This window comes from Athalassotoga sp. (assembly GCF_049965695.1).
In the GTDB taxonomy this organism is placed as follows: Bacteria; Thermotogota; Thermotogae; order Mesoaciditogales; family Mesoaciditogaceae; genus Athalassotoga.
The window spans coordinates 73,298-86,049 of the sequence record NZ_JBMFWB010000006.1 but is presented as its reverse complement, the minus strand read 5'-3'; the positions used below and the strand labels follow the sequence as shown (position 1 = coordinate 86,049).

Annotated in this window: 10 protein-coding genes; 7 read left to right on the top strand and 3 right to left on the bottom strand. The window is 38.6% G+C overall.

Annotated elements, in window-relative coordinates; translation table 11 throughout:
- The coding region (locus ACP5NR_RS03215) for an RNA-guided endonuclease InsQ/TnpB family protein (protein WP_428005959.1) at positions 1 to 422 on the top strand (422 nt) is incomplete at its 5' end.
- Between the two features lie 180 nt (positions 423 to 602).
- Positions 603 to 2,492: an ABC transporter substrate-binding protein gene (locus ACP5NR_RS03210; protein WP_428005463.1), complete on the top strand. Its 1,890-nt coding sequence runs from the start codon at positions 603 to 605 to the stop codon at positions 2,490 to 2,492.
- A gap of 154 nt (positions 2,493 to 2,646) precedes the next feature.
- Here the strand turns inward: ACP5NR_RS03210 and sdaAA are convergent, their stop codons facing one another.
- Positions 2,647 to 3,531 carry an L-serine ammonia-lyase, iron-sulfur-dependent, subunit alpha gene (gene sdaAA, locus ACP5NR_RS03205; protein WP_428005464.1) on the bottom strand — a complete coding sequence of 295 codons (885 nt, stop codon included), beginning with the start codon at positions 3,529 to 3,531 and terminating at the stop codon, positions 2,647 to 2,649.
- Positions 3,532 to 3,556: 25 nt separating this feature from the next.
- On the bottom strand, positions 3,557 to 4,231 hold the full coding sequence (gene sdaAB, locus ACP5NR_RS03200) for an L-serine ammonia-lyase, iron-sulfur-dependent subunit beta (protein WP_428005465.1): 675 nt from the start codon (positions 4,229 to 4,231) through the stop codon (positions 3,557 to 3,559).
- A gap of 469 nt (positions 4,232 to 4,700) precedes the next feature.
- On the opposite strand from sdaAB, the gene ACP5NR_RS03195 reads away from it, so the two are divergent.
- From ACP5NR_RS03195 to ACP5NR_RS03175, 5 genes are all read left to right on the top strand, one after another.
- Positions 4,701 to 5,024 carry an SPW repeat domain-containing protein gene (locus tag ACP5NR_RS03195; protein ID WP_428005466.1) on the top strand — a complete coding sequence of 108 codons (324 nt, stop codon included), beginning with the start codon at positions 4,701 to 4,703 and terminating at the stop codon, positions 5,022 to 5,024.
- Positions 5,025 to 5,175: 151 nt separating this feature from the next.
- Positions 5,176 to 7,128, top strand: coding sequence for a GAF domain-containing sensor histidine kinase (locus tag ACP5NR_RS03190; protein ID WP_428005958.1), 1,953 nt, complete (start codon positions 5,176 to 5,178; stop codon positions 7,126 to 7,128).
- Positions 7,125 to 8,486, top strand: a complete 1,362-nt coding sequence (locus ACP5NR_RS03185) for a sigma-54-dependent transcriptional regulator (RefSeq protein ID WP_428005468.1) — start codon at positions 7,125 to 7,127, stop codon at positions 8,484 to 8,486. The genes ACP5NR_RS03190 and ACP5NR_RS03185 overlap by 4 nt, the downstream gene beginning before the upstream one ends.
- Before the next feature lie 101 nt (positions 8,487 to 8,587).
- Positions 8,588 to 9,955: a B12-binding domain-containing radical SAM protein gene (locus ACP5NR_RS03180; RefSeq protein WP_428005469.1), complete on the top strand. Its 1,368-nt coding sequence runs from the start codon at positions 8,588 to 8,590 to the stop codon at positions 9,953 to 9,955.
- Between the two features lie 5 nt (positions 9,956 to 9,960).
- Positions 9,961 to 11,502 carry a DHA2 family efflux MFS transporter permease subunit gene (locus ACP5NR_RS03175; RefSeq protein ID WP_428005470.1) on the top strand — a complete coding sequence of 514 codons (1,542 nt, stop codon included), beginning with the start codon at positions 9,961 to 9,963 and terminating at the stop codon, positions 11,500 to 11,502.
- Positions 11,503 to 11,523: 21 nt separating this feature from the next.
- On the opposite strand, the gene chrA is transcribed toward ACP5NR_RS03175, so the two are convergent.
- Entirely contained in the window at positions 11,524 to 12,726 is a 1,203-nt protein-coding gene (gene chrA / locus ACP5NR_RS03170; RefSeq protein WP_428005471.1) for a chromate efflux transporter, read from the bottom strand.
- Between the last annotated feature and the right edge of the window lie 26 nt (positions 12,727 to 12,752).

Below are 12,752 nucleotides of genomic sequence, written 5' to 3'. Positions count from 1 at the left end.
GCAATCAGATAGTCAACGATTACGATGTGGTGTGTATAGAAGATCTCAACATGAAAGCGATGGGACAGTGCTTAAATTTAGGAAAGAGCGTTTTCGACAATGGATGGGGGATGTTCACAACTTTTCTGAATTACAAGTTAGAAGATAAAGGTAAAGTGCTTGTAAAGGTAGGTAAATGGTATCCGAGTTCTAAGACCTGCAGTGTATGCGGATATGAAAAAGCAGAGTTGAGCCTGAATGAAAGGGAATGGGAATGTCCAAACTGTCATACCATCCATGACAGAGACATAAACGCTGCGATAAATATAAAACACCAAGGGCTACACATGCTTGGTTATGATGAGAACCGTGGGGCACACGGGGATAGCTCGTTGATACTTAGCACAGAGGTGCTATTGAGCGAGAAGCCCCCACTTCTATAAGTGGTGGGAGCATGTCACGTAAATGCCCAAATTTTTGGGTTATTTTTTGACTTGTCATAAAAGACAATTTAATGTTTAAAACATCAAAAGTTCATTTTAAAGACATTAAATGATCACTTTTTTTATATATAATTTTTAAAAGTATTTTTGTTCCACTATTTTATTATGGGAGGTTGAAAGATGAGAAAAGGAATTACGTTTTTGATGATCATTTTAATCCTTGGCTTTGCGACAATTGCGATGGCGCAATCTGTTGTCAATCCCAACACGTTTGTATACGAAGAGCCTGGACCTTTTGTTTCTCTTGATCCGGCTTGGGACTACGATACCGTATCGGATGAGATCAACATGCAGGTTTACGAAAATCTCATTCAGTACGATGGAACATCTACCGTTAATTTCCTTCCTATGCTTGCAACTAACGTCCCGTCCGTTTCAGATGGTACGATTCTTGATAACGGCACAACTTACGTCTTTCACATCCGCCAGGGCGTTTACTTTCACAACGGTGATTTGCTAACCCCTCAAGATGTCGTTTATTCTCTTGAAAGAACAGTTATATTCGATAGGGCAGGCGGACCATCTTGGATGTTGGCAGGGCCTTTGCTTCCAATGGTAGATGGCCAATATGTCAGCACCATAGTCCAGGTTGTGGCCAACGAATTGGGATTGAGCAATCCGCTCAACTACACGAGTTTAAGTTCTTTGGGAATTTTTGCAACAGGAACAAAGAACCCGCTTTCCGATAAATACAAACAGGCTTTAGTCGATGCTTTTAATTTACTCGCAAAAGATTTTGAAATTAAAGGCAACGATGTGATAATCCATCTTCCTCAGCCATATGCTCCATTCCTTTACATACTTTCTGGTCCTGTTTCAAACTGGTCTTCCATACTCGATCAGAAATGGTGTGCCGATAACAACGCGTGGGACGGATCGGCAAACGATTGGTGGTATTATCACAATCCGGAACAAAGTAACGATCCGCTTGAAAACATAGAAAACGGAACAGGACCTTATATGGTGCAATACATAACGCCAGGACGTGAAGTTGCACTTCAAAGATTTGATGAATACTGGCAAGGACCTGCAAAGATCAAATATGCAGTTGTGAAATACATCAACGAATTCACGACGAGTTTGCTCGATCTCGAGGCAGGACAAGCAGATGCGATATCAGTGCCACTTCAAAATCTTTCGGAAGTTCAAGGAGTCAAGGGAGTTAACGTCGTAACGGATTTACCGACCCTTGGTGTTTACGGAATAGCTTTCCAGTGGAACATAGCAGCACAGGGTAATTCTTATATAGGATCCGGGAAGTTGGACGGAAACGGCATACCGTCAGATTTCTTCTCCAATTTGGATGTTAGAAAGGCATTCGAGTATCTGTTCCCGTACAAACAGTTCATTCAACAGGCCTTGAATAACATGGCATTACAACCTAACAGTGCGATAATAAAAGGGTTGTTAGGGTACGACCCGAACCTCCCGACATATGAACAGAATCTCGCAAAAGCCGAAGAGTATTTTAAAGAGGCTTACAACGGTGAGTTATGGCAAAAGGGATTTAAATTCACCGCTCTGTACGATACGGGAGACACAACCCATCAACTTGCACTTCAGGCTTTAAGCGACGCTGCAAGAAGGTTAAATCCAAAATTCCAGATAAACGTTGTCGGAGAACTTTGGTCCAATTATCTGGCAGATGAAATTTCTCAAAAATTGCCGATGTTCATAGCGATATGGTTTGCCGATTATCCAGATCCTTATGACTTTGCAGATGCTTTTTACGCGTCAACCGGCGCGTACAGCGGAAATTTTGGACAGAATTACACGGATTTTGCACAAAAAAATATAGATCCGCTTATCTCTTCACTTATAAACACGGCACAAACATCCAAGAGAGCGGAGATATCCCAACAATTAACACAACTCGACTATAACAATGCACTTTACATCTGGACAGATCAACCGGAAGGATTCTGGGTTGCAAGATCATGGGTTAAAGGCTGGTATTACAACGCTGAAATAGCCGAAATGGGACCTTATTTCTACGTTTTGTCCAAGTGAAAATAAGCTGATAAAGGAATTAATACTAAAACTATTTTGAATTTCAGATCTAAGTTCCACTTGTGTCAGTATGAAACATTTGACTTTTAAAAATTATACCTCCTGGATTTACATCTTATCAATTCTGGGAGGTATTTTTATGCCATATATGGAACTAATCCCCGGATATTCTGAATTTATCATTCAATCCTTTTATCAGTCTTCTTGCCGTAGGCGTTATCGCTATACCACCTTTACCCGTTTCTCTTAAACTTTCCGGCAAAGATCTACCAACACTCATCATCGCATCTATGACTTCATCTAAAGGTATGACACTTTCAACGCCTGATTTCGCAATATCACAAAAAAGCAATGCTAACGTCGCCCCTGTCGCATTTCTTTTAACGCATGGAACTTCCACAAATCCTCCCACAGGGTCACAAACGAGACCCATCAAAGATTTCAACGAGAGTGCCGCAGCATTTGATACCTGCCTTGCACTTCCGTATGTCGCGTAAACGGCGGCTCCTGCGGCCATCGCGGTTGCGCTGCCTATTTCGGCCTGACAACCTGCTTCGGATCCGGAAAGAGAAGCCCTTGTTGCGATTATCTTACCTATCGCGCCGGCCACGATCAAAGAAAGTACGAGCCTATCCCTCGGAATGCCATATTCTTCAAGTACCAGCAACACACCTGGCATAACACCGCTTGATCCTGCCGTCGGACATGCAACTATTCTTCCCATCGATGCGTTGTTTTCAGCCATCGTCACGGCTATTGTCGCAGCCTTGAAAACTTTCTCTCCAACAAAAGCGTTTTGAACGTAATTGTACATTTTTTTGCCATTTGTTCCAGTTAAGTTCACAAGTGTTTTGAATGTCTTATCTTTTTTTGATGCGTATTCTTCTTCCATGACTTTCAAAAGTTTGGAAGTATTTTCTATCAATTTTTCGTCTGAATAGCCGGTATCAAGCATTTCCCAATTGAGAATCACTTTATGCAAATCTTCTCCGGTTTTTTCAGAAATTTCCACAAGATCGTTGAAAGATTTTACGTTCACCTTTTCTCTCCTTTAAAGACAAAGATCAACTGGCATAGTTTAGGGATTTAACGTATATCATCGACTTAACGATTTTTAGCATTCTTAGATTTTCGATTATTGAGTTATCTAATTCATCATCGAGTTCGAGTATCATATTTGCAATCTTCGATCCCTTGCTTATCCTGCTTAAACTCACCTGCGCAATGTTAACTGAGTTCAACGATATGATTCTTACGATCGATTCAAGTGCACCGGGGATGTCTTCGTTTTCTATCACAAGAGTTGGAAGTTCACCGGTAACCTGACATGATATCGAATCTATCGATATTATTTTTATTCTTCCGCCTCCAAGAGACGATCCTATAACTTCATGAGTTATGTTATTTTTAGTGGCAACGATCTTAACCGTGTTTGGATGAACATCTCCAAGATCTATCGATTTGAATTCGTAATTGAATCCGGATCGTTTAGATATCTCATCTGCCATTGAAACGGCAGGATCATCCGTGGCAATGCCACATAAACCCGCTATGAGGGCAAGCCCTGTGCCATGCCCTATGTAGGTGTCTTTGAAAGATCCGTGAAGATAAAATGTGGCGTTATCGGGTGTTGAGTTGAAAAGGTTATAAACAAATTTTGAAATTCTCATAGCGCCGAGCGTATGAGAACTTGACGGTCCAATCATAGAAGGACCTATAACATCCAGTATAGATATCAAATGATCGTCTCCATTGTCTTAGATATATTAATTTTCATTCACATACATAGTATCACAAAACAAATTCAATTTAAATAGCGCCTATATGGTTAATTGTTTTCTGAAACTATAACCAACCCACTTTAAAAGTCGAATGTTTATTTACTGTAGCGGAGGGCAGGATGTCCTTGAGGTGGCCTCCGCAGCAAAGCGAGGACCAGACACCGAGGGGGCGCCTGCCGGAGCGAAGATTCGGAATTTGAACTTTGTTTGGTATACATAGGCGCGAAAAAATTTTTCGCACTTTATTTTTGCCCGATTATTTGATTTTTTAATTTAAATGCGTAGAAAAACTTCGCATTTTATCTTTTAGATGATCTTCGATCTTCTTCGATCATCAGTTATTTACTTGAAAACTCATCATTTTAAAAACTTGGCACGATGATTGCTAAATATAAAATGGAAAGAAAAATTCATGGAGGTGAGTCTTATGACTTGGAGAGGTTGGGTAAGTTTAATAGCAGGTATATGGTTTATAATCGCATCTTTCATTCCTATGGGAGGAACCGGAAATCTTGTCAACGATCTTATCGTGGGAATCATAGTTGCGATAGTTGGATTTTTAATGATTCCTGAACATGCGGCATGGCAAGGATGGATAATAGGTCTAATTGGTGGAATATGGATGATAATAGCGGCATTTATTCCGACAATTACCGGCGGTTATATGGCTAATCTGATTAACGATTTGATCGTTGGTATCATAATTCTTGTGATAGCCTTGTTTGAAAGGCCAAAAAGAAAAACTGCTTGATTTGGATGATAAGATCTAAGGGCTGGCTAAACCAGCCCTGTTTTCATTTCAAAAGACTAATGCCTATTTATCGAGGCGAAAGGCAAGATGTCTTCGATACGATTCAAAGTTTGAATTTTGTTTGGTATATAATTGTTGGGAAGGTGAAAGAGTGCCGATTTTGTTTTACGTTAATTTGGTAAGTTTCATTGCCAGTATTATCATGATGTTTATTTCGATAAGATATTATTTTTCGAAGGAAAGTTTTAAAAATCCCTACCTCTTTTTTATGATAAGCACTTCTTTTTTCTGGAATTTAGATATCTTTTTTGAAATCTTCAACGTGCCTTCAGATCAATATCTTCTTCCTGTATTTTTCATTTTATTTCAAACAATTCCGGCCTTGATGATCTCATATGGGTTGAAATTCAGATATCTTTATATAGCAGAATCGGCGCTCTTCGCAATTGGTATGGCAACATCCGTGCTTTTGATCTTTTCTCCGGACTTATCTTTGGCAATTGGCATTCTTTCAACATTTAACGTCATCTTCTCGATAACTTTCATGAGAAAAAAGTACTCAACGCTGATCTCTTTCACGAAAAGATCGAGAATTTTAAGTTACATGGTTTTTTACGGACTTTTCTCTGTACTTGAAGCCATAATAGCATGGCTTTGGATTTACAAAAATTCCATGTGGCCATACATTGCGATTATGAATTCTATATTGATCCCTGTTTATCTCTACACCGTGATCAATCTCGTTTACGAAAAGCAATTGATTAGAATTTCGACAATTTTCCTTAAAAATGTGCTTTACGGTGCCATAATATCTACCTTGATCTCTTCAATTCTCATGATAAGTTACTACACCAATTTTTATTTTTCCAAAAATTCTGGAATAATTCAGTTTTTTTCTATGACCTTTGTTGTCATCTTCATTTCATTTCTTGTTTTTGGTGATTATCTCCAGAAAATAGACACTTTTTTTGAACGTCTTTTGAGAACGGGGCGGGGTTATAAAAGAGAAAAAACAATAGATTTTGTAAAGAAAAGCCTTGAGATAGATTCTCTTGAAGAATTGAACTCTTTGGTGCTGGGTTATTGCAAGAGCGTTTTGAATGTTGAAGATGTAGAACTATTTTTCAAAGAAGATGACGGTAATTACACATCGATCAAAAGGCATCTAACCAAAAATGATGTGCCTTTTAACGATGTTGAAAAAATAGTTGACCTTTACAACGTAACATTTTCCGGCATTTTTTTTGAAAAAGAATTGTTTGTCTGGATGAAAAACGCCGGAAAAGTAGAGGGCTTTATGGTTTTGGGTCATAAAAGGAGCGGAAGGTATTCTCCAGAAGATCTTGAATGGATCGAAACGCTTTCGAATCATCTTACGTTCTTTTTATCGAGATACAGAAGCGTTCAAAGAGTTTTAAAAGTCGAAAAGACGATGATTTTTCAAGAAAGAATGGCTGCCATCGGAAAACTTTCTTCCGGGGTTACCCATGAGATAAGAAATCCATTGAACATAATATCGACATCTCTTCAAATGCTTAAAAACAGTTCGGATCCAAAAGAAAATGAAAAATTGTGGAAATACATAGAAGAAGAACTTTCCAGGATTAACTCCATTCTTGAGAATTTTTTGTATTTTGCACGTCAGAAACCTCCTGTTATCGAAGACGGAGATCCATCCGAAATCGTTAAAAAAATATCTTTGCTTTTGGGCGAAAGTGCTTCTAAGAAAAACATTGAAATAAAGACTTATTTGCCTGATGCACCTTTTACCTCCAAATTCGATAAGACGATGTTGATGGAAATCCTTTTGAATATAGGTACAAATGCACTTGATGCTGTTGAATTTGGAGGCTGGATAACTTTCAAACTTGAAAATCTTGGAAATTTTTTCAGAATATCTGTTTCAAACAACGGTAAACCTATTCCTTCATCGGAGATACAGCACATTTTTGAGCCTTTTTATACTACAAAAGAAACAGGTACCGGTCTTGGGCTTTCGATCGTTTACAATTATATAAATGCCATGAAAGGACATGTTGAGGTTAAAAGTGATGAAAAAGAAACCACTTTTTCTGTCACGATTCCAACGGAGGTAAAGATATGAATACTGTGCTTTTTGCTGACGATGAAATATACATGCTCGACCTTATGAAAATGAATTTTTCGAAAAAATACCATGTTTTAACTGCCCAAAACGGATTGGAAGCGCTCGATTTGATTCGAAAAAATGAAATCGATCTCGTTGTGACGGATGTAAAAATGCCAAAAATGGATGGAATGCAATTGCTGAAAGAGGTGGTATCTGCCTTTGATATCCCCGTCATAATAGTAACGGCCTTCGGAACGATAGAAAACGCCGTTGAAGCCATAAAATTAGGGGCTTACGACTATGTAACAAAGCCCATAAATTTGCAGGATCTTGAAGCAAAGATAGAAAGATCTCTTAAATACATGAATATAAAGAAAGAAAATGCACTTCTCAAAAAAAGGATCAGAGGCAGTTCAAACATACTCACAAAAAATGATAAAATGCAAAAAATACTTGATAAAATTCCAGAATATGCAAATCTTGATCTGCCAATCGTAATTCTTGGAGAAAGCGGAACGGGAAAAGAACTTATAGCCCATGCCATTCACGATCAAAGCAATAGATATCTTGGGCCTTTCGTTGCGGTTAACGTCTCGGCAGTTCCGGCAGAACTTTTTGAAAGCGAATTTTTTGGGTATGATCAGGGGGCTTTTACAGGCGCAAATTCCAAAAAAATAGGAAAGTTCGAAGCCGCAAACAATGGAACCCTTTTCTTAGACGAGATAGGTGACATGCCCATTGATCATCAGGCTAAATTGCTTAGAGTACTTCAAGATTCTAAAATAACAAAACTTGGAAGCGTCGAAGAAAAAAATGTCAATTTCAGGCTTATAAGTGCAACGAACAAGCCTTTAGACAAAATGGTTGAAGGTAAAAAATTCAGAGAAGATCTATATTACAGAATAAACGTCATAAGAATAGAAATACCACCTTTGAGGGAAAGACCAGAAGATGTGGAATTGCTTTCAAATTATTACGTGGAAAAATACTCAGAACAAATGAAAAAAGAGGTAAAATTCATTTCACAAAAAGTTGTCGATCTTTTGAAAGCCTACAATTGGCCTGGCAACGTCCGCGAATTGCAGAACGTGATTCTCAGAACTGTCATCAATGCTTCCGGGGAAGAAATAAAAATTCGCGATTTACCACATGAAATATCCGGAAACCAAACGATCATAGATTATGAAGAATTTCTTGAAAAGAAACACGTCGAAAGGAATAGGCTGTATAAAGCACTCGAACGTCAATTCGTAAATTCGCTCCTTTCCAAATCCCAAGGAAATATAACCAAAGCAGCCGAGATCGCCAAAATGGATAGGCGTTTGCTTCAAAATATGATAAAGCATGTCGAAAATAAGGATGACAGCGAGTGATGGATGATCAAAAAATGGCAGAGGTCAAAGGTTTAGTATATAATATGTTATGAGCATATGCTATAATATTTTTAAAAAATGATATCATTGAGGTGGGTTTTATGAAGATTTTGCTTGTAAATCCCATAAATCCAAGTTATTATTACAGATTTGGCCTTATTTTTCCTCCGCTTGGTCTTGGATATTTAAGCGCTGTTTTAAAGCAACACGAACATGAAGTCAAAATCGTCGATATGAATGTCGAAAAATTTGATTTTCAAAATTACCACTATGCAGATTACGATCTTGTCGGTATCTCTTCAGACACCGTTCGTTTCCCCTGGGCTGAATACATAGCAAAACGTGTCAGGGCTCAGGGAGTAAAGGTGGTAATGGGTGGGCCGCATCCAAGCGTTGATGCCTACAATATCCTAAAAAGCAAAACTGCCGATTACGTTGTGCTCGGAGAGGGAGAAGAAAGTTTTGTCAATCTCGTAAGTGCCATTGAAAAGGGAGAAAGGTATCCCAACATTGGAGGTGTGGGATATGTTAATGAAAATGGAGAAGTTCACCTTTCGGCTATGAGATTCATATCCGATCTCGATTCAATTCCTTTTCCCGATTGGGACGGCCTTTCTCTTGAAAGATACAACTGGAGATCTTACGGGAAACGTTCCATGAGCATAATTTCTTCAAGGGGATGTCCTTTTGACTGTGAGTTTTGCTCTGTCTCCCAACTTATGGGAAGACTTTGGAGAAAGAGAAGCGTCGACAACGTCTTTGAAGAAATGAAGATCCTTGTTAAAAAATACGGTTATGAATTTCTCGTTTTTTTCGACGATAACTTCACCGTGGACCCGAAAAGGGTCATAAGCCTTTCAGAAAAAGTTCTCAAAAATGACCTGCACGTCAACTGCTTTGCATTCTCGAGAACAGATGAAATAGTAGGTCACGAAGATATGGTCGAGGCCATGTCAAAAGCGGGCTGCAAGATGCTTTTTATAGGGTTTGAAACCGCAAATGAGGAAGCAATGCAGGAATTCAACAAAAAGGAAAGCGTTTCGATTGCCTACGATGCAGTAAAGATTTTAAAGAAATACCACATAGGTGTCTTTGCAAGTTTTATACTTGGAGCGTTAAGCGATACGAAAGAAAGTGTAAAAAAGACGGTCAAGTTTGCCAAATCGTTAAACTCTGTGGTGACAGAATTTTCAATTTTAACGCCTATCCCGGGAACAAGGCTTTACAAAAAATTGGAGCCGGATCTTATCACAAAAGATTATTCCCTCTACGATATGACACATCTCGTCTTCAAACACCCCAATTTCACACCGGAAGAGTTAAGGAAGATATTCATAAACGCTTACATATCGATATACAGCACACCGGGGAAAATTTTCACCGTAGGATTGCCCTATCTCAAAAAGATAATCACGACAAGAAAAAAGTACAACGAGTTGCAAAAACAAATTGAATTACTCAAGGGATGATTTCATTGAAAGATGACACAATAAAAAAAAGAGCTTTCGGCGCATTTCTTAGCGTTATGGTTTCTTACTTTATACCATCAATGTTACAGGCAAGTGTTGGAACGGCCATGCCGCAGATTTTAAACGATATTGGAGGAATGTCGATGTATTGGTGGGTCTTTGATGCTTTTACACTCTCAATGGCACTTGTCATTCCAATTTTTGGAAAATTGTCCGATATATTCGGAAGAAAGTACCTTTACATCACCGGACTGGTAATTTTCATTGTGGCATCTTTTTTTGGAGGCATTTCACATAATATCTACTGGCTTATCGGTGCAAGTGCGGCCCAGGGTGTCGGAGGGGGTGCGATCTTAGCAATAGGGCCTGCCATAATAGGAGATTATTTCCCTTCCAAGGAACGTGGGAAATACCAGGGTTTTGTAGGTGGGGTACTTGCGGTTGCAAGCGTTTTAGGTCCATTGTTGAGTGGATATTTAGTAGGCACCGTTGGATGGAGATGGGTCTTTTTTATAAACATACCCATAGGCCTTGGGGCCATATTGATGGATTTTATCTTTCTATCTAAGACTTCTCCGAACACCGACAAAAATGCCACTATCGATTACAGAGGTATAACCACGCTTAGCGTTATGTTGTTTTCTATGCTTTTAGGATTTACTTATGTTTCAATAGACAACACATGGTTTGAACGCCAAACTCTTGCCCTGTTCTTTTTATCTGCGATATTCTTTTTCATATTTTACAGGGTCGAGCACAGACAAAAAAATCCCGTCATAGATTTCAAATTATTTGGAAATGAAGTCTTTTCGATCTTCAACATTCTGAGTTTTTTGACCGAATTTGCCATGTATGGATCTTTCATATACATCCCTCTCTTTGTTGAGGCTGTGCAGGGAAAGACTGCACTGAATACCGGTGTTATACTTGCACCTATGATGCTTTCTGCGATTTTAACAAGCATAATAAGTGGAATATACTTTTCTAAAACCGGCAAGTATAAATTGATTACAATAACAGGCATAATTTTGATGGCTTACGGACTTTACCGAATGTCGTATTTAACTCCTTCCTCGTCGGATATGACTTTGTACCTTGATATGATGATAATAGGCCTGGGAATGGGTTTGGAATTAAGCATACCATTTAGCGTTCTGCAAGGAGTCGTTTCAAAAAAAGAATTGGGCGTAGCCTTGTCTTCAGAAAGATTTTTCAACAGTGTGGGAGGTGTTGTTGGGGCGGCCGTTATCGGGACAGTTGTCAACACATACTATGAGGACAAAATAAGCACACTGCCAAAGATCCTTAACTACGTTATGCCAAAAGAATTTTTACAATGGATGAACAATCCACAACTTTTGATGGAAAAGCAAAGGATAATCTCATCTTCTCCAATTTTTGCACGATCAACGCTTGAATCACTTTTAAATGAGATGACCAACTGGTTTTCACAGGCCATAAACAATGCGTTTTTCATAGCCTTCCTTGTTATGGCCTCTGCTGCCGTGGTTGCCATTTTCCTCAAAAGGGTAAAAATAACAAATTGAATTCAAGGATTTTGTAGAAATTTATCTTATGAATTGCGCGATAAGAAAATAAATTCCGGTTCCACCTAAAAGTACCCAAAGTGTGTTCAATTTGGTAAATCTTAAAACCAAAAATGCACCAACAGCAAGAATTATAGTTAGCGGTGTGGTTAGGTTATTGCTAATCATATCAATCAACACAAGGGTTATAAGCCCTATAAAAGAAGCAACCACGCCATTTAATACAACTTTTACCCAGGAATTTTCTTTTATTTTAACGTATATTGGTATCAATGTGATGACCAAAAGCAAGCATGGGGTGAAAACGCCTACGGTAGCGGCTATTGAACCTAATATTCCGGCAACTTTGTACCCTATAAAAGTTGCCGTTATAACGATAGGTCCTGGTGTAACCTGGCCAAGCGCAATCCCAACCATGAATTGACTTGGAGTAAGCCAGTGATTCATATTGACAACCTGCTGTTGAATAACCGGGATCATCGTATAACCGTTGCCGAATACCAGCAATCCTATCCAGAAAAATACTTCTTCAAGTTTAAGAAGAATTGGACTCAAGGCAGAAATAAGAAACACGCCACCGACAACGGCCAGTGTTATTATTATCTCCTTTATATTCGATTTAAAGGTAATTTGATTGTTATTAGAAACTTTTTTTGGCATTGATGACCATGGTCTGTAAAGAATAATTCCAAGAATGGATGCAATTATGAGTATGAAAAATATGTTAACGTTAAGCCATGCAACTCCAAAGGCTGCGATGGCAATTAAAACCGCCTGCCAGTTCTTAAAAATCGATTTCCCTATTTCAAATAAAGCGTTGGCAATGAGTGCAACGACAAGCGCTTTTAAACCCGTGAAAATAATGTTCACCGTCGGAATATTTCCGTAAGTAAAATAAAGATACGATAGCAACACCATCAATCCAAATGGAGGCAAAAGCAGGCCTAAAAAACTTGCAAAGGCTCCCGATAAGCGTTTTGTTTGATAGCCTAAAAAAACAGTTAGACTCACGAAAGTTGCCCCTGGCAGGAATTGTGCCAGAGATAAACCGTTTAAAAATTCACGCTCTTCGACCCACTTTTTTTGCATGACGACACTTTTTTTAGTTTCTGTCATCATTGCAGCACCAAAAGCGGTAAGGCCTATTTTAAAAAATGTTATGAAAATATCAAATACGCTTATCTTTTTTTCATCTTTGATAAAAAACGCCTCGAATCTTTTCAAAACTGCACTTACTCATATATATGATA

Coding starts and splice junctions, on each gene's coding strand:
- ACP5NR_RS03210 (WP_428005463.1), top strand. CDS start 603: ATGAGAAAAGGAATTACGTTTTTGATGATCATTTTAATCCTTGGCTTT.
- ACP5NR_RS03195 (WP_428005466.1), top strand. CDS start 4,701: ATGACTTGGAGAGGTTGGGTAAGTTTAATAGCAGGTATATGGTTTATA.
- ACP5NR_RS03185 (WP_428005468.1), top strand. CDS start 7,125: ATGAATACTGTGCTTTTTGCTGACGATGAAATATACATGCTCGACCTT.
- ACP5NR_RS03180 (WP_428005469.1), top strand. CDS start 8,588: ATGAAGATTTTGCTTGTAAATCCCATAAATCCAAGTTATTATTACAGA.